The 17,927-nt window shown below is 61.5% G+C and carries 14 protein-coding genes and 1 pseudogene; 10 read left to right on the forward strand and 5 right to left on the reverse strand.

Annotated features, from left to right (window positions below; genetic code table 11):
- The first annotated feature begins 46 nt into the window (after positions 1-46).
- The 4 genes from AC3WK5_RS17445 to AC3WK5_RS17460 all read left to right on the forward strand — a co-directional run bounded on the left by AC3WK5_RS17445 (position 47) and on the right by AC3WK5_RS17460 (position 5,349).
- The gene (locus tag AC3WK5_RS17445) at positions 47-967 is read left to right on the forward strand and encodes a LysR family transcriptional regulator (RefSeq protein WP_054594998.1); all 921 of its coding nucleotides are present in this window, start codon (positions 47-49) and stop codon (positions 965-967) included.
- Between the two features lie 143 nt (positions 968-1,110).
- On the forward strand, positions 1,111-2,649 hold the full coding sequence (locus AC3WK5_RS17450) for an MFS transporter (RefSeq protein WP_103319965.1): 1,539 nt from the start codon (positions 1,111-1,113) through the stop codon (positions 2,647-2,649).
- A gap of 25 nt (positions 2,650-2,674) precedes the next feature.
- Positions 2,675-3,745: an HlyD family secretion protein gene (locus tag AC3WK5_RS17455; protein ID WP_103319963.1), complete on the forward strand. Its 1,071-nt coding sequence runs from the start codon at positions 2,675-2,677 to the stop codon at positions 3,743-3,745.
- Positions 3,742-5,349 (forward strand): efflux transporter outer membrane subunit, encoded by a 1,608-nt coding sequence (locus tag AC3WK5_RS17460; RefSeq protein ID WP_256585325.1) that lies wholly within the window; start codon positions 3,742-3,744, stop codon positions 5,347-5,349. Before AC3WK5_RS17455 ends, AC3WK5_RS17460 begins: the two co-directional genes overlap by 4 nt.
- Positions 5,350-5,367: 18 nt before the next feature.
- Here the strand turns inward: AC3WK5_RS17460 and AC3WK5_RS17465 are convergent, their stop codons facing one another.
- The 3 genes and pseudogenes from AC3WK5_RS17465 to AC3WK5_RS17475 form a co-directional block, all read right to left on the reverse strand.
- Complete coding sequence (locus AC3WK5_RS17465; protein ID WP_054595001.1) at positions 5,368-6,057, reverse strand: NYN domain-containing protein; 690 nt, start codon at positions 6,055-6,057, stop codon at positions 5,368-5,370.
- Between the two features lie 280 nt (positions 6,058-6,337).
- Positions 6,338-7,042 (reverse strand): annotated as a pseudogene (locus AC3WK5_RS17470) (DUF3142 domain-containing protein); the annotation flags it as partial.
- Positions 7,043-7,057: 15 nt separating this feature from the next.
- On the reverse strand, positions 7,058-9,226 hold the full coding sequence (locus tag AC3WK5_RS17475) for a PA5441 family protein (RefSeq protein ID WP_103319959.1): 2,169 nt from the start codon (positions 9,224-9,226) through the stop codon (positions 7,058-7,060).
- Positions 9,227-9,389: 163 nt separating this feature from the next.
- On the opposite strand from AC3WK5_RS17475, the gene AC3WK5_RS17480 reads away from it, so the two are divergent.
- The 4 genes from AC3WK5_RS17480 to AC3WK5_RS17495 are packed head-to-tail and all read left to right on the forward strand — an operon-like array spanning position 9,390 to position 14,117.
- A complete protein-coding gene (locus tag AC3WK5_RS17480; protein ID WP_103319957.1) occupies positions 9,390-10,172 on the forward strand; it encodes an efflux RND transporter periplasmic adaptor subunit in 783 nt (260 codons plus the stop codon).
- A complete protein-coding gene (locus AC3WK5_RS17485; RefSeq protein WP_103319955.1) occupies positions 10,169-11,488 on the forward strand; it encodes an efflux RND transporter periplasmic adaptor subunit in 1,320 nt (439 codons plus the stop codon). Before AC3WK5_RS17480 ends, AC3WK5_RS17485 begins: the two co-directional genes overlap by 4 nt.
- The gene (locus AC3WK5_RS17490; protein ID WP_103319953.1) at positions 11,489-13,585 is read left to right on the forward strand and encodes a site-2 protease family protein; all 2,097 of its coding nucleotides are present in this window, start codon (positions 11,489-11,491) and stop codon (positions 13,583-13,585) included.
- 16 nt (positions 13,586-13,601) lie between these two features.
- A complete protein-coding gene (locus AC3WK5_RS17495) occupies positions 13,602-14,117 on the forward strand; it encodes a GNAT family N-acetyltransferase (RefSeq protein ID WP_103319951.1) in 516 nt (171 codons plus the stop codon).
- Here AC3WK5_RS17495 and AC3WK5_RS17500 read toward each other — a convergent pair.
- Complete coding sequence (locus tag AC3WK5_RS17500) at positions 14,110-14,421, reverse strand: DUF6916 family protein (RefSeq protein ID WP_103319948.1); 312 nt, start codon at positions 14,419-14,421, stop codon at positions 14,110-14,112. The two genes, AC3WK5_RS17495 and AC3WK5_RS17500, sit on opposite strands and share 8 nt — an antisense overlap.
- Positions 14,422-14,473: 52 nt before the next feature.
- Positions 14,474-15,094, reverse strand: coding sequence for a phage tail protein (locus AC3WK5_RS17505; RefSeq protein ID WP_103319946.1), 621 nt, complete (start codon positions 15,092-15,094; stop codon positions 14,474-14,476).
- A gap of 172 nt (positions 15,095-15,266) precedes the next feature.
- On the opposite strand from AC3WK5_RS17505, the gene AC3WK5_RS17510 reads away from it, so the two are divergent.
- Both AC3WK5_RS17510 and AC3WK5_RS17515 read left to right on the forward strand, forming a co-directional pair.
- Positions 15,267-16,859 (forward strand): glycosyltransferase family 39 protein, encoded by a 1,593-nt coding sequence (locus AC3WK5_RS17510; protein WP_103319943.1) that lies wholly within the window; start codon positions 15,267-15,269, stop codon positions 16,857-16,859.
- Positions 16,860-17,073: 214 nt separating this feature from the next.
- Positions 17,074-17,919: a sulfotransferase family protein gene (locus tag AC3WK5_RS17515; protein WP_103319940.1), complete on the forward strand. Its 846-nt coding sequence runs from the start codon at positions 17,074-17,076 to the stop codon at positions 17,917-17,919.
- The last annotated feature ends 8 nt before the right edge of the window (positions 17,920-17,927 follow it).

A 17,927-nucleotide genomic window follows, 5' to 3' on the forward strand; every position in this document is an offset into this window, starting at 1 on the left:
CTAGGATTGCGCCTGAATCAATTCTGATCAGCGATGAGTGCTCAGCATGCAACTCCCGGACATGAACCTGTTGGTCGCCCTCGACGCCTTGCTCGACGAGGGCAGTGTGGTAGGCGCGGCGCGGCGGATGAACCTCAGCCCGGCGGCGATGAGCCGGACCCTGACCCGCGTTCGCGAAGCGCTCGGTGATCCGATTCTGGTACGTGCCGGTCGCGGGTTGGTACCGACGCCCAAGGCGCTGGAGTTGCGCAGCCAGGTACGTGATGTAGTGGAACAGGCGGCGATGCTCTTTCGTTCGGCGGACAAGGTGGATTTGCGCACCCTACGCCGACGTTTCAACGTGCGCGCCAACGACTTTTTCATCGGGGTCTACGGCGGCCGGTTGATCGACACGCTGAACCGTCAGGCACCGCATTGCGAGTTGCGCTTTGTGCCGCTGGGCGATGGTGACGATGAGGCGCTGCGCGAAGGGCGGATAGATCTGATGGTCAGCAACACGCGCCCGCGAACGCCGGAAGTTAAGGTCCAGAACCTGTTTGCCACGCATTTTGTCGGTCTGGTACGTGAAGGTCACCCACTGCTTGAAGGCGAAATCACTGCAGAGCGTTTCGCCGGGTTTTCGCACATTTCCATGTCTCGTCGCGGTATTGCCCGAGGGCCGATCGATACGGCGCTCAACGGTTTGGGGCTGGAGCGTCGCGTGGCCTTGATCGCTCCCAGCTTTCACGCGGCGATGTTCGTGCTGCCAGACTCCGATCTGATTCTGCCGGTTCCCAAAGAGGCATTGCTCAGCGTGGCCCGACTTGGGTTGCGGCTGAGCTCCTTTACTTTGCCGATCCCGCTGCCAACCTTGATGCTGACACAGGCCTGGCACCCGCGTTACGACAAGGACCCGGCCCACCGCTGGCTGCGCGAAACCTTGAAAGCCAGTTGTGATGAGACATGGCTGGCGGCGCAGCCGTCCTGACAGCAGCAGACTACTTTTGTGGCGAGGGAGCCTCGCGATTCGTGTGTCTGGCGCACTTATAACCTGTCGATAAGTCAGTTTTCGTCAGCTGTCTGCGTTCATAAACTGCCCCGGTATTCCTGTAATCCGGAGCTGTACTGAACATGACCTCCCTCGCTGTCCCCGCAACACTCGAAGCGGCCAGCAAATCTTCCGTCGGTATCCCACCGATCTTCGGTCCACGCATCATCATCGGTCTGATCGGTGTGTTGTTGGCGGTGCTGGTGTCGGGCCTGAATGACATGGTAACCAAGCTCGCCCTGGCTGACATTCGCGGTGCCTTGGCCATTGGTTACGACGAAGGCACCTGGCTCGTCGCCAGCTACACCGCGACCTCCGTGGCGGCGATGGCGTTTGCGCCCTGGTGTTCGGTGACCTTTTCACTGCGGCGTTTCACCCTGTGCGCTATCAGCCTGTTCACTGTACTCGGTGTGCTGAGTCCCTTCGCGCCGAACTATGAAAGCCTGCTGCTGATGCGCACCTTGCAAGGCCTGGCGGGTGGGGCGTTGCCGCCGATGTTGATGACCGTCGCCCTGCGGTTTTTGCCGGCCAACCTGAAACTCTATGGGCTGGCCGGCTATGCCCTGACGGCGACGTTCGGCCCCGGACTGGGCACGCCGCTGGCGGGTTTGTGGACGGAGTACCTGAGTTGGCGCTGGACCTTCTGGCAAATCATTGCGCCGAGCCTGCTGGCGATGGTCGCAGTGGCGTATGGATTGCCACAGGATCCGCTGCGTCTGGAGCGCCTGAAACAGTTCAACTGGCGTGGCCTGCTGCTGGGCTTCCCGGCTATCTGCATGCTGGTGATCGGGATCTTGCAGGGCAATCGCCTGGACTGGTTCGAGTCGAGCCTGATCGGTTGGCTGCTCGGTGGCGGGCTGTTGTTGCTGGTGCTGTTTCTGGTCAACGAATGGTCGCAACCGGTGCCGTTCTTCAAATTGCAGATGCTCGGCATCCGCAACCTGTCATTCGCCCTGTTGACGTTGGCCGGGGTGCTGGTGGTGTTGCTGGCGGTGATCATCATCCCGTCGAGTTACCTGGCGCAGGTTCAAGGCTATCGGCCGATTCAGACCGCCCCGGTAATGCTGCTGATGGCCGTCCCGCAACTGATTGCGCTGCCGCTGGTGGCGGCGCTGTGCAACTTGCGCTGGGTCGATTGCCGTTGGGTACTGGGCATCGGCTTGAGCCTGTTGGCGCTGTCCTGCATCGGCGGTTCGCAGCTGACGTCGGCGTGGATTCGCGATGACTTCTACGGGCTGCAATTGCTGCAGATTTTCGGCCAGCCGATGGCGGTGCTGCCGTTGTTGATGCTCGCGACCGGCAGCATCAGTCCGCAGGAGGGGCCGTTTGCGTCGGCTTGGTTCAACACCGTAAAAGGCCTAGCGGCGGTAATCGCCACTGGTGTGCTGGATACGCTGACCACGGTTCGCCTGCATTTCCACTCAACGGTGCTGGTCGACAACCTCGGCAACTCACCGCTGGCCGACAGCGACAGCGCGGGTCTCGCGCATCGGTTGCACCAGCAAGCGGTGGTGCTGACCTCGTCAGACTTGTACCTGTGTATGGCCGGGATCGCGCTGGCGCTGATCCTGCTGATTTTCTGGCTGCCGACGCGGATCTATCCGCCGCGCGCGCCGACGTGAACGCTTACTGAAACAGAAGGTTTTTATGACGATCCCTATGAAATCCAAACTCACCGGTGCAGCCGTCGCGGTGTTGGCGGCTGGCGTGCTGGTTTACCTGTTGGCGCCGGGCGTGTTCGGCAACAAACCTCAACAGACCACCAACGACGCGTTTATCGCTGCCGACTTCACGCTGGTCGCGCCGCGCGTGGCCGGGTTTATCAAGCAAGTGCTGGTCGAAGACAACCAGCAGGTCAAGGCCGGGCAGTTGCTGGCGCTGATCGATGACCGGGATCTGCGCGCCGCAGCGCAAGCCGCGGATGCCGAAACCCTGGTGGCCAAGGCACAGCTGCAAAACGCTCGGGCAACCCTCGAACGCCAGGCGTCGGTGATCGCTCAGGCGCAGGCCACGGTGGTGGCCGCGAAAGCAGAAATGGCTTTCGCCGAACATGAACTGAACCGCTACAACCACCTTGCCGGAGTCGGCGCCGGCACGGTGCAAAACGCCCAGCAAGCGCGCACCCGCATCGACCAGGCTGGCGCACGACTGGCCAATGCCACCGCAGCGCTGGCGGCAGAACGCAAGCAGGTGGAAATCCTCACGGCCCAGCGTGATGCGGCCGAAGGAGGGTTGAAGCGCGCCCATGCAGCGCTGGAAATGGCCAGTTTCGAGCTGTCCTATACGCGCATCGTGGCGCCGGTGGATGGCATGGTCGGCGAGCGTGCGGTACGGGTCGGTGCCTATGTCACGCCGGGCAGCAAGATTCTCGCCGTGGTGCCGCTGGCGCGAGCGTATGTGGTCGGCAACTTCCAGGAAACCCAACTCTCTGACGTACAGTCTGGGCAAAACGTGGAAGTGCGCGTCGATAGCCTCGGTGGTGAAACCTTGACCGGTCGGGTCGAGAGTGTCGCACCGGCTACCGGCGTGACCTTCGCTGCCGTGAAACCTGACAACGCCACCGGTAACTTCACCAAAGTCGTGCAGCGAATTCCGGTGAAGATCGTCCTCGATCCCGGCCAACCGCTGGCAGAGCGTTTGCGGGTGGGGATGTCGGTGGAAGCGAGTATCGACACCGTCGGACCAAAGGCCAGTGCGCGTGAGGTGACCCAGCGATGAGCACTGGCAAACACCCATTTCTGTGGCGAGGAGGCTTGCTCCCGTTGGGCCGCGAAGCGTCCCCAAAACCTGCCGCCGCGTTTCCCTTGGTACACCGCGACAGCTTTTTTGCGAGCACTACGCACTCGGGCGGGAGCAAGCTCCCTCGCCACAAAGGCCTTGGCCAGTCAGTGATTGTTGCGCTGGGTTTGTTTTCGCTGGCGGCCTGCACCGTCGGCCCGGACTTTGTGCGACCGCAAGCACCGCAGATCGAAGAATGGTCAAAACCACAAAAAGCCGCTGCCAGCCAAGCGGTGACGGCCGAAATGAACGAACGCTGGTGGGAGGTCTTTCATGACCCGCAGCTGTCGGCGCTCAGCCGCCGTGCATTGACCGGTAATCTCGACCTGCAACTCGCCAGCAGCCGCTTGCAGCAAAGCCGCGCGGCTCGCCAGGTGATCACCGCCGAGCAGTATCCCACCACCGCCGCAACCGGCAGCTACGGACACAAACGCAACAGCGCGCAAGGCTTGATGGACCCGTCCGGCAACAACGGCCGCTCGGCGTTCAACCTCTGGGATGGCGGATTCTCAGCCTCCTGGGAGCTGGATTTCTGGGGGCGTGTGCGGCGCGAAGCCGAAGCCGCCGACGCGACTCTGGAAATGGCAGAGAATGATCGCCGGGGTGTGCTGCTCTCAGTGTTGGCGGAAACCGCACAGGACTACATTCAACTACGCGGCGTGCAAAGCACCCGGGTTGTCACCGAGCAAAACCTCGAGGTCGCGCGGCACAGCCTGAAGTTGTCGCAGTTGCGTCTGGCCGATGGTGTGGCCACCGATCTGGATGTCGCCGAAGCCGCCGCTCAGGTGGCAAGCATCGAAGCGCGCCTGCCCGCACTTGAGCAGCGTCAGGTGCAGTTGATCAACGCCTTGAGCCTGTTGATGGGAGAACGGCCGCAAGCGCTGCAAGCCGAGTTGTCGAAGGACGCCCCGGTGCCGCAAACCCCGCGTCAAGTCGCGATCGGCCTGCCGTCGCAACTGGCCGAGCGGCGCCCGGACATTCGCCAGGCCGAGGCTCGACTGCATGCCACCACCGCCAGCATCGGTGTGGCCAAGGGCGATTTTTATCCGCGCATCACACTGTCTGGAAACCTCGGTTCGCAGGCCATGCAATTGAGTGATTTTGGTTCCTGGGGTTCGCGTCAATTCGGCATCGGCCCGCAGTTCAACCTGCCGCTGTTCGATGGTGGTCGCCTGCGCGGTATGCTCAATTTGCGCGAGGCGCAGCAACAGGACGCGGCGCTGGCCTACCAGAAAACCGTGCTGCGGGCCTGGCATGAAATCGACGATCAGTTGACGAGCTTCAACGCCAGCCAGCTACGCCGCGACAGCCTTGCCGAAGCCGTGCGCCAAAACCAGATCGCCCTGCATACCGCGCAACAGCAATACGTCGAAGGCGTGGTCGATTTCGTCAACGTCCTGACCGTACAGGGCGCGCTGCTGGCGACCCAGGAACAACTTGTGGAAAGCTCGACCGGCGTGTCGCTGGCGATGGTGGGGTTGTACAAGGCGCTGGGAGGTGGGTGGGAGTCGGTGTATCCGTTGGCTCAGAACGTGAGGGAGTGATGAGACTGAAGCGTGCCGTCACCAGTACTCGGGTTTGATTGCAGGTGCTTTGCGTGTAGGGACTCGAGAGGGAAACTGATGAGTCTCTAGCTCCTGCGCAGTGATGACCCGTCGCATCCAGTGTGAGAATTCTTTTAGAGAACCTGGAGCGGCACGCTTGAACTCAGGTCTGTGAGGTAGAACGATTCCTACGGTCATCTCAGGGAAGTCTTCTCGAATGGCTCTCAAGGCCGGTGTCATGTCGGTATCACCAGAGACCAATATCAGTTGTTCGATGCGATCTGTCTCGCTGATGAGGGCTTGTCTGGCTGCAATGCGGTACATGCTGATTGCGATATGTACGTCTGTTTCTTTCTCTTCGAGCTTCCAGATGTCGACTTTGTCCTGACGCGACGCTCCGGTTTTTTTATCAATGAAGCGTGGGGCCTTGGCGGGCTCGAGCTGATGTCGGCCATAGTGGACACGGACATCACTGGCTTTCAGCGCTCGGACATAGGAGTCTTGGGCTTCCTTTGATACTCGGCCGCGGGTCGCAAGCTCAGGTTTGACAGACGAGGTGAAATAATCGACGGATGCCAACGTGCTGGCCGGGTTTTCTACGTAAGCGATATGGGCCAGTAGTTTCGACAAGTCCAGCCACTTGTAGGGCGTACCCGCCAGCAGGCCATAGAAAAGGTTGTAACCGTCGACGAAGAACGCTGTGCGCACAATTCCAATCCCTGAAAACGAAAAAACCGGCCGAAGCCGGTTTTTTCACCCCAACTGCCAGCGAACTGAATCACTGCGTACGGGGTTGAGTAGTGGGGCCGATGCTAAGTCGAGTTGACACTGACGTCAACTGCAACCTAACAAAGAGATCATGCAGGGATGGCCGACGCTCCAGCACCCGCGGTGGTTGTTTTTGCCCTAGCAGGCCATTGGCGTCAAGTCATGGCGAGCTTGGTTTTATGAGCCCATATTACGGTTGCGTTTGCGTCATATAGCCTGCCTACCGATTCTGCAAAAACACCACATACCCGCGAAACCACTCGTTGTCCTTCAAATACCCCGGCTCCTCCCATTCGCCGCCCTGAATCAGCCCGACCTTGAAAGGTAAGCCGAGCCTGTTCAGCCTTGGCAGGTAGGCGGCGTAGTTGGGGATGCTGTGGCGGCCCTGGTAGGTTTGCACCACCACTTCGTCGACCACGCCTTTGAGTTGGCCGATCACCTGCGGATCGGCGTGGCTGCTCCAGTCCATCAGGCCGGTGATGCTCAGGCGATACTGGGCGGGCAGGCGTTGGCGCAGGTCTTTGAGGAAGCTGACGTATTCGTCGAGGTAGCGGGTGCGGGCGTCGAAGTCGATCTGGATGCCGACCACCGGGTTACCCGCTTGCTGCCAGCGCTGCACCTGCCCCAGCAATTGCTGATAGACCGGCTCCGGCCAGCGTAGCGTGTGGGCGCGGTAGGTCACCCAGACTTCGCCCTGGGTCAGGCGCGGGATAGCGATGCCTTGGGCGATGAAGCGCACGCCGCGTTGTGGCGTGCGGCGTGATTCGCTGATCTGCCCTTGCAGGACGTACAGGGTTTTCGCCTGGGCCAGCACCGGTTGCGTGCTGACCCCGCTCCACAGCCAAAAGGCGTCGTACTCGCCGGCGTCGACGGCCGCAAAGGACGGGGCGCTGACCAGCAGTGCGAGCAGCGCCAGGCCTTTGAGGAAATCTCTCATGGCTTACCAGTAATACTGCAGCGACTTGCCCCATTGAGTATCGGCAAAACCGCTTTTCAGCTGGCGGAACCAGGCCTTGCGCACAGCGGGTTCGACATCCTTGCCGCCGCAGCTGTTATTGCCCGAGGGCGCATAGCAGTTGATGGCGCGGAACAGAGCGTAAGCGCGGTCTTCCTTCGGCGCTTTGGCGTTGTCGATGACCTGGCGATAACCTTCGTGCCGGGCGTAGATCTCGTCTTTGAACGCCGATCCTGTGGCACCGAGTTCGGACTTGTTGGGTTTGGCTTCCAGCGGTGAACTGTCGAGGCCATTGCGCAGGATGAACTCACCCAGGCAGTTCAGGCCTTTGGGGTTCTTGCCGTCCGCCTGAAGGGCCGCGGCAATCTCGGCGATGCTCGGGCAGTGGTAACCCGATTCAGCCTTGTCGCCCTGCCAGCGGAACATCGTCAGCGGTTGGCCGGTGCTGTAGAAATAGCCAATGCTCACACCGAGTTTGTCCGTCGACGGCTCGGCCGGCAGTCGTTTGAAGTCTTCGGCAAACTCGGCGTACTGACTGCGCAGCAACTCTTTGTAGAGCAGCACGAACAGCGCGCTGTTGCGCTCGGTGGCGTCCGCGCCCTGGCTGAATTGCTGACGCAGCAGTGGGGCGTCGGCCACTAGCCGTTGCAGGCGATAACGCACGGCAGGTGTCTTGATCGGTGAGTCGGCGGCGAACACTTTGCCCAGCCGCTGGCTGAGTTCGTAGTTGAAGGCCAGCGCCAGTTCGACCTGCTCGCGCTGCAACGGCTGTTTGACCTTGCCCAGCAACTCCAGCCACAGCGCTTCGGCTTCCGGCCATTTGTGCTGCTCATGCAGGGCAATGCCACGCAGCATCTGTTGGCTGAAGGCCAGGTAATCGAGTTTGTCCGGGACGCTGCCCGGGAGGACGTTCAGTGCCTGCTCGGGATTTTTCTCGAGGTACACCAGCACCGCAGCTTGCAGGTAATCGTAGAGCGCTGGTTGCTGGGCAAACGAGGCTTTCTGCGCTTGCAGCGTCTTGAGGTTGAAAGGCGTCTGGTAGGTGCCGATGCTCAGCAAGTCTTTGACCGCCAGCAGCAGCGGCGCCTGAATACCGTTATCCGGCTGGGTCAGCAGTTTGCTGTCGACCTCTTCCACCAGTTCCGGCAGGGTTTTGTTGCGCTGGGCGTCAGTGGCCTGGGTGAGTTGCCAGGCGTAGTCATCGGCGAGTTTCTGATCTTCGCCGGCCAGCCAGTGCACGCGGCGGATCAGGCCTTTGGCCGACGCGCTGTATTCGCCCTGTGGATAAGTTTTCAGATAGTTGTCGAAGCCGGTTTCGGCCAATTGCAGGTTCGCGTTATCCACATGTTCGAGCGTCGGCAGGCCCATCTCGTCGAAAGCGTTTTGCTGGGCCGCGTTGAGCGCAATGCGCGCGGCCATGTACAGCGCGGTTTCCTTGAGCCAAGGCTGTTCGCTGTTGTTCAGGCTGGCGAAGGTTTGTGTGGCCTCGGCGAACTGGCCGCCATAGAACTGCGCCGCGCCGCGCACGTACGTGAGGAAGGCTTTACCCGGTTCCGAGGTGATTGAGGCGGGCAGCAGGCTGTTCAGTTGATCGGCTTCCCAACTGCATGCGGCGAGCATCTGGAGGCGACTTTGCGCCAGGCTTTGGCGTTCTTCGGCGGGCAATTGAGTGGTTTTCAGCAGTTGCGCGAGGAACGCGGCGGCGCTCTCTTCACTGTTGCTGCGGCAGCGGCTGCCTTCGCCTTCGATGAACTGATTGCCGGCAATGGTCGAGGCTTCGTGGCTGATGCCGAGTTGGCGCAGGGGCTCATCAAGTACGGAAACCGGGGCCGATTCTGGGGGAGGAGTAGGTGCAGGAGCTGACGGTGAGTCGAGACGTCCGAGGTCGAACGGCACCGGGCCGTAGCCGGCCTCGCGGTCAAAATCACTCAATGGCGCCGGGTTCAGCGCTAGCGCGCCTTGATCGGAGAGCAGCAAGCGCAAATTGGCGCGGCTGTCGTTGCCAGGGTTGAGGAAAGCCACATTGTTGCAGCGTCCGGCGCCGCTGAGCGACAGTTCAGGCGTACAGGCGTCCTGATCGTAGCTGGCGTGGGCCGGGAGTGCGCAGGTTGTGGCAAGTGCCAGAGCGAGGGGCGACAGAAGACCGGTACGCATGAATTGTCCTTAATCCGCAAACGCTGAAATCGAGGCCGTGATCATACCGCGCGCTGATCTCGAATTTGCAGTGCCGAGCCGCAATTTCGGGCAGTGATGGCTAATTGCTTGACGCTGGTCGAAGCTGTCTTAGACTCCGACCATCTGTCAGGGAGACATGGCTATGCGGCGTTTTCGTGGTTTGGCGTTAGGTTTGATCGGGCTGGCAGGCGTGTCACAGGCGCAAACGCCCGTGCCAGACGATCCGCTGCTGGAAAGCACCAGCACAGGCAGTCATGCCACAACCAGCAGCGAAGCCCGCGGTGTGTTGCGTGCTCGCGATCAAGCGGTGCTTGCCAGTGAACTGCCCGGCAGAATTGTCGAGTTGCCGTTCAGTGAAGGCGAGTCCTTCAAGAAGGGTGACACCCTGGCGCGTTTCGATTGCTCGGCCTTTCAGGCGCAGCTCAACGCCGCACAGGCCGCCAGCCGGGGTGCCGGCGAAGAGTTGGCGCACAACAAACAACTCGCTTCGTTGAACTCGGTCGGGCGTTTTGAAGTGGCGCGAGCCGAAGCCAAACTCAGCGAAACCCAGGCGCAATCTCAGGTGTATCAGGTTCAGGTCAAACGCTGCAGCGTCGTCGCGCCGTTTGACGGCCAGGTCGTCGCACGCAAGGTTCAGCGTTATGAAAGCGTCGCCGCCGGTGCGCCGCTGTTGGACATCGTCGACAACCGTAGCCTGGAAATCCACCTGCTGGTGCCCTCGCGCTGGATGGGCAAACTCAAGCCCGGACAGACCTTCAGCTTCGTTCCCGATGAAACCGGCCAGCCCATCGACGCCACGGTCAAACGCCTCGGCGCGCGAATCGACGAAGGCAGCCAGACCTTGCTGCTGGTCGCAACGGTGCCCAACGCCAGTGGCTTACTGGCCGGGATGAGCGGCACGGCGCGCTTCGCGGAGCTCAAATGAACGCGCCCGTCACGGGTGGCGCCGAGCAGGTCTTCGCGCGCTTTCTGGAGCTGGAGCGCCAGACTCGCGCCGCGCGCACTGCCGACCAACTGGCTTACAGCCTGGCCAATGACGGTCAATCCTTGTTCGGTTTTCGTCATGCGGCGCTGTTGATTGCCGGCAAGGTGCGGGCGATTACCGGTGTCAGTGCCGTGGAGCCGAATGCGCCGTTTGTAGCGTTCGTCGAGCAAGCGGTGGCGCAGTTGTTCAAGCTCGAACTGGTGAAGCAGGCGCGGGTTATACCGGCCTCTGCGTTAAGCGGCCCGATTCAGGCCGACTGGCAAAGTCTTTCTGCCGCACAGGTGTTCTGGCTGCCGCTGATTGATCGCCAGGGCCAGGTATTCGGCGGTGTGTGGCTGGCTCGCGATGTACCGTGGAATCCGTCCGAGCAAGTGCTGTTGTCGCAACTCGGTGACACCTACAGTCACGCCTGGCTGGCGCTGCAACCGCGTCAACCGTGGCGCTTGCGCTGGACCCGCAAACGTCAGGTCGCCTTGGCGGCGGTGCTGGTGCTGGGTTTGCTGATTCCGGTACGCCAGTCGGTGCTGGCGCCGGCCGAAGTCGTGCCGCTCGGCGGTCGGGTGGTGGCGGCACCGTTGGATGGGGTAATCGCCGAGTTCCTGGTCAAACCCAACCAAAGCGTGAAGACCGGCGACCTGTTGCTGCGCTTCGAAGGCACCACACTCAAAGCCCAGGCGGATGTCGCCGATCGGGCCTTGGGTGTGGCAGAAGCCGAGCTCAAGGCCAACGCCCAGCGCGCCTTTGCCGACGCCGAGTCGAGTTCGAAAATTGATTTGCTGGCCGCACGCGTCGAGCAGAAGCGTGCCGAACGCGATTACGCCCATGAGCTGCTCAAACGCAGCGAAGTGCGTGCCGAGCGCGATGGCATTGCGGTGTTCGCCGACGCCGAGCGCTGGACCGGCAAACCGGTGCAGACCGGCGAGCGGCTGATGGAAATCGCCGACCCGAGCCAGGCGGAGTTGCGCATCGAACTGGCGGTGGGTGATGCGATTGCACTGGAGTCGGGCGCGCAGGTGGCGCTGTTTCTCGACAGCGATCCGTTGCAACGGCATTCGGCCAGACTCGAACGCTCGGCCTATGAAGCGCAACCGACGGCCGGTGGCCAGTTGGCGTATCGGCTCGATGCCAGTTTCGAGGCCGCGCCGCCGCGTATCGGCTTGCGCGGTACGGCGAAAATCTTCGGCGATCGCGCGCCGCTGGCGCTGTACCTGTTGCGCAAGCCGCTGGCCGGCTTGCGCCAAAGTGTAGGTCTCTAGATGACATTGCCCAGCCTGCGTGCCGATTTACAGTTGCAGATGGCCGCCCCGGCGCTGGACGGATCGCCGCGTTGGACCTTGGCCGACCCGCTGCGCGGGCGCTACTTCAAGCTCGGTGCCGCGGCCATGCGCTTGCTGCGTCATTGGTCGTTGGGCGATCCCGAGCAAGTGCTGCGCGCCGCCAATCGCGAACCGGGCTTGCCTCTGGACGTTGCTGAGCTTGAGCAGTTGCTGAGTTTTCTGCGCGCCCACGACCTGATTTCCGCCCTCGACCCGCAACAGCGCGACAGTTATGGCCTCAAGGCCGCGGCACAACGTCAGAGTGTCTGGCAGATCTTGCTGCATCAATACTTGTTCTTCCGGATTCCACTGTGGCGCCCTGACGCTTTTCTCAATCGTGCCTGGCCATGGCTCGCGCGTTTTGGTCCTGGAGCGCTGCGTTATGGTTTGCCGCTGATCCTGGGTCTGGGGGTATTTCTGGTATCGCGGGACTGGCAGCGCTTTATCGCGACCTTCCCGCACTTGTTCAGTCTTGGCGGTGCGTTGGCGTTCGGGGTGGCGTTGTTCTTTGCCAAGCTCTGTCATGAGTTCGGCCACGCCTTCATGGCCAAGCGCGCCGGTTGTCGGGTGCAGAGCATGGGGGTGGCGTTCATGGTGCTGCTGCCGATGTTTTACACCGACGTCAGTGACGCCTGGCGGGTCAATGATCGGCGCGCGCGGTTGCTGATCGGCGCGGGCGGGGTGCTCGCCGAGTTGCTGCTGGCATGTATCGCCTTGCTCGCCTGGTCGCTGTTGCCGGACGGGCCGGCGCGGACGGCGGCGTTCATGCTCGCCAGCGCGACCTGGCTCACTACGCTTGCGGTCAACCTGAACCCGTTCATGCGCTTCGATGGTTATTTTTTGCTCAGCGACTTCTGGGAAGTGGACAACCTTCAGGGTCGGGCATTTGCCTTGTGTCGTTGGCGATTGCGCGAGGCACTGTTCGGTTACGGCGCGCCGGCACCGGAGCCTTGGTCGCCGTCGATGCAGCGGCGTTTGCTGTGGTGGGGATATGGCTCGTGGCTGTGGCGCGCGGTGCTGTTTTTCGGGATTGCGCTGGCGGTGTATCACCTGTTCTTCAAATTGTTGGGGATCTTCCTGATGATGGTCGAGCTGGTGTGGTTCATTTTCTTGCCGATTGCGCGTGAGTGGCGTGAATGGTGGAGCCGCCGCGAACAGGCCCATGCACCGCGGGCGTTGCTCAGTGGCCTGGGATTGCTGGCGGTGATTGCCGTGTTGGTGCTGCCGTGGCGTAGCGCGGTGGAATTGCCGAGCATGCTGGAAGCTGGCCGGGTCAGTGCCTTGCATGCGCCGGTGGCGGCCCGGGTCAAACAGTTGAATGTCCACGACGGGCAGATCGTCGCCCAGGGCGATGTGTTGATCGAGCTGGAGTCGCCGGACCTGGATTCGCGTCAGGCCATCGCGCGCCGGGAAATCGAGATCCAGCAATTGCAGATGCGTCGTCAGGCCGGACGCAGCGAAACCGCCGCCGATGCCGGTATCGTCGAACAGCGGCTGGCAGAGGCGGTGGCCGAGTATCGCGGTTTGGCGGCGCAGCGCGAGCGCCTGCTGCTGCGGGCGCCCCAGGCCGGTCAGGTGCGCGATCTGCTGCCGCAACTGGCTGTTGGCCGCTGGTTGTCGCCCAAAGAGACACTGGCCCGGGTTGTCGAAGACGGCGCGCGGTTGCGCGGTTATCTGGCCGAAGCCGAGCTGTGGCGGGTTGCACCCGGTGCGACGGGACGGTTTATCGCCGAGGACCCGATGCACCCGGCGGTGGCGGTCGAGTTGACTGAAATCGACACCAATGGCGCGGCGGTTGTCGATCAGGAAGCGCTGACCTCCGACCACCACGGGCCGATTGCCGTGCGCCGCGATCAGAGCCAGCGCGCCGAGCCTGTGCAAGCGCAATACGCGGTGCGGCTCAAGGTGCTCGAGAGCATTGCCACCCCGGTGCAGCCATTGCGGGGGCTGGTGGTATTGCAGGGCGGCAGTGAGTCGTTGCTGGGGACGGCCTGGCGCCGATTGGCGGCGTTGGGCGTGAGGGAGAGTGGTTTTTAGCGCAAGGAGCATCACGATGCTGAACAACAATGCCAATGCCGCAGACGGTCTGGTGGTGCGCCCTTCACGGGCAACCGATGGGCCGTTTCTGGAAAGCCTCTATCATGCGGCGCGCCCCGATCTGCAATGGATCGACGGCGAACGCGAGCTGGTCGAGGAAGTCATCGCCCAGCAGTTTAGGGTGCAGGAGCAGGGCACCGGGGAGCGTTTCCCCAACGCGATGCACTATGTGGTCGAGAAACTCGACACCCCGATTGGCGCCTTGAGCGCCGAGTTTGGCAGCAACGAAATTCGTGTCCTGTACCTGGCGTTCATTCCGGCGGCCCGCGGCAAGGGCTATGGCCGTACGGTGCTGCAAGGCGTGCAAAAAGCCGCCGAACAGGTGCGCTGCCCGGTGAGCACGGTGGTCTGGGCGAGCAACCCCCATGCGCGCCAGCATTATCTGGCGCTGGGGTTTCAGGTCGAGGAGCAAAGTGTCGCGGCCGAACGCCTGGTCTGGTATCCCGGCCAGCCGCAGATTCTGGTCAGTTGAAGGTGATGTAGAAATACGCCCGGCTTGCATCGCGCCCCAGGGCCAGGGTGCGCGATACGAATATGCCTTCGATACGGCCCAGTTCAGGCAAGTCGATCGCGCAGAGTCCATCGACGAACGAAGTGAGGTCCGGGCTGCTCAAGGTCACGCCAAAAGGCATCCGGCTGCTCTCTGACAAGCGTGCCCTTGGTACGTCCTCTACCAATTCGATGATTACGGACAGTTGGCTGCCATCCTCCAGGTACAAGAGGGTGGGTGTTTCCAATAGCTGTCGAAAATGATCGCTGTTGACCTGTTGCTGCATGGCCTGGCTCCAGAAAAGTAAAGAGCCGGGGCCTTGGGCCCCGGCGGCATGTTCAGTTGCGAGACGGGAAAAGACCGTTGAGGCACATGCTGAAGTTCAGCACCAGGAACGGGTTCATCGTGTCCATGGGCACGCCACCGCCGATGGGCGCTACGGAGACGGCGACGTTGACGGTGCCGCCAACGGAGGTGCTGACACCTTGCAGCGGCACGGGCGCAGTGCCCTGTGCGGTGGAGTAAATATTGGCCGTGCCCGGGCCGCCGCTGGAGGCACCGATAAAGGCATTGGTCGTTGAGGGCACGCTCGCGGGGGTGGCAGCGACACTGGCCAGGTTGACGGTGGTGCTGGCCGTCAGGTTAGGGGTGCCGACGGCGGTCGCGGTAGGCGTATGGATGGGCAGGTTGCTCACCGTGGCGGCGGTTTTTTCGGCGCCGGAGGCGGTGCCGATCACCCGTGGGGTGAGGTTCAGGCCCAACCCCTGACACAAAGGCAGGCGACCGCGCAGGTCCGGCAGCATGAAGTTTGTCGTGCCATTGCCGCCGTAATTGGTGCCGAGCAAGGCGAACAGCGCCTGGAACTGGCCGACTTGCATGGTCTGCCCGTTGCACAGCGCCCAGCCGCTGGGAGGATAGTTGAAAGCGAAGGTCTGGATGGTTCCGGTAAACACTTCCATGGTTGTTATCCCTGTGTTTTTTGGAGGAGGCCGGCGTGTCCGCCGACCACCGATCAGCGTAGCCGCAAAGACGAATGCCGCTACATTGCGTGCGTGCAGGGAATGGGGCAGCATCCACACCCAATTCGAGGTCCAAGCCTTATAGGGCCTTATCAATCACCCAGGGGGACAGATGGAATACCGAAGAGAAACAGAGCTTGCCGGCAAGCCTGATGCGTGTGCTGCGCGCACTCGGCTGGCGGCCTCGGCGCGTCTGTTTCAATGGCTGACCGATTACGGGATCTGGCCAATTTTGCTGTTGGCGGCGTTCATGCGGTTTTACGACCTGACAGCCGCGGCGATTTGGGGCGATGAAGGCTCCAGCCTGCTGATGAGCCAGTACGATCTGGCCGGGATCTGGTTCCACGCGGCCCGTGATGTGCATCCACCGCTCTACTTCATGGTGTTGCATGGCTGGATCGAACTGTTTGGCGACAGCATGCTCTCGATTCGCGGCTTGAGTGCGCTGCCGGGGATCGCCACGGTGGCAATGGGCGTCTGGCTGGTACGGTTGATCGCCAACCCGCGGGCGGCGTTGCTGGCCGGGTTGTTGCTGGCGCTATTCCCCTCGGCGGTGCGTTACAGCCAGGAAGTGCGGATGTATTCGCTGCTGGGCGTGTTGCTGCTCGGCGCGACCATTGCACTGGTGTATTGGGTCAAACAGCCCCAGCGTGCACGGTATCTGGTGATCTATGCAGTGCTGATGGCCGCCGGGTTTTACACCCACTACTTCACGGCCCTGTGCGTGATTGCCCATTGGTTGTACCTGCTGGTGCTGCGGGTGCAGCCAGGCGAGCGGTTGCGGCACATCAACCGCCCGGGCTGGTGGCTGACCAATGCGGCGATCGTGCTGCTGTTTCTACCGTGGTTCCCGGAGTTGCTGAGCCTGGTTCAGCACATGCCGGAACTCAAGGCCAGCGGCGATGTGGGCTGGGAAGATCCGGTCACTCTTAGCTCTCTGCCATCCATGGTCTGGACCTTCATGATCCAGAGCGATGATGACTTCCTGCCCAGGTCGGTGTTTTTCGCACTGCCGGTGCTGTTGCTGGGTGTGATCGTGTCGACGGTGCTGCGTGATCGTAGCGTCTACCGCTGGAGTGCCTTGCTGGCGATTTACGCGGTGGTGCCGCTGGTGCTGGTTTTCCTGGTGTCGTTCATTTCGCCGGTGTTTATCGAACGCTACGTGACGGCCTACGCGCTGGGGTTACCGCTGATCATCGCCCTGAGCGTCGATGGCCTGAAAAAAGGGGCCCGGGTGCTGGCCCTGGCATTTCTCATGCTGTTTATCGGCATTGAAGGGGTGGGCCTGAAAAACAACGCGACGGTCGATCCAAATGACCAGCTCAACGTGACGGTGGAGTTCATCAATCAGCATTACGAGCCGGGGGATCAGGTCGTCATCAGCGATCTGCTCTGGTACATGCCGTACGTCTACTACGATCGCACCGTCGTCCAGCCGCGGCTCTTTACTCCGCCCTTGGCCAATGGCACGTCCAGTCGCCCGAATGCCTACGGTTTCGGTACGCTGGTAGAGGAAGCCGCCGACAAGATTTACCTCGATCGGCTCACCGACCTGCCGCCCGAAACGCACCGTGTGTGGCTGTTCAGCACTGCTGACCAACCTGATGAGTTCGCACCGTTGCCCGCCGATTGGCAGAAGATCAGCGAAAAAGTCGCCGGCAATGCGCGGGCGCGGTTGTTTGTCATCAGCAGCCCCAAAAAATAACCTGTAAATCTGTAGGAGCTGGGCGCCCCCCCGCTCCTACAGACGCGCGTTGCAGCTGAAGACCGTACTCGATCAGCTTAAACGTTTCACTCTGTCCGCATTCGTTACAACCACACCTTCTGCAAGGTTTTTGCTCCGATTTGATATCAAAAGCCCACTAGTCGGATCCAAAATCGTAGGCTACGCTTTGTCCTACAAAGGACTGACGACTACGGTGAAGGGATTGCAGAAATTCCACTTTATCTCCGGCTTGCCGCGCTCGGGCTCGACCCTGCTTTCTGCAATTCTGTTGCAGAACCCGCGTTTCCATGCCGGCATGACCAGCCCCGTCGGCTCGCTGTTCACCAGCGTCCTGGAGCAATGCAGTGCCGGCAGCGAATTTGGCGCGGTGATTGACACTCCGCTACGCCGTCGTCTATTGCGCGGTCTGTTCGACTCCTTCTATGCCGATCAGGCAGATACACCCGTTATCTTCGATACCAATCGCCAATGGTGCTCGCGTCAGCCTGCGCTACGGGAACTGTTTCCCGAGGCCAAAACCATTGCCTGTGTGCGCAATGTCGCCTGGGTGATGGACAGCCTTGAGCGTCTGTACCGCGCCAATCCGTTCGAGAACACCAAGCTGTTCAATGACGAAATCGAGCGCCATACCGTTTACAGTCGTTGTGAAACCCTGGCCCAGCGCAATCGTCTGGTGGGTTTTGCCTGGACCGCGCTGAAAGAGGCTTATTACGGCGAAAACGCCGACTCGCTGCTGATCGTCGATTACGACCTGCTGAGCCAGGCGCCTGACCGGGTCATGCGGTTGATCTACGATTTCATTGGCGAACCCTGGTTCGAGCACGATTTCAACAACCTCGCCTACGATGCGCCGGAATTCGACCAGGCACTCGGGGTATCGGGGCTGCACAAGGTCAAGCGCTCGGTCGCACTGGAGCCTCGGCGCACGATCCTGCCGCCGGACCTGTTCGACAAATACGCAGAATTGTCCTTTTGGCACGATGGCTCAGCCAGCGCCGCCAACGTTATTCGCATGAAAGCCGACGCCGCGATCAGTTGATCACGGCG

Source organism: Pseudomonas sp. FW306-02-D09B, assembly GCF_058782685.1.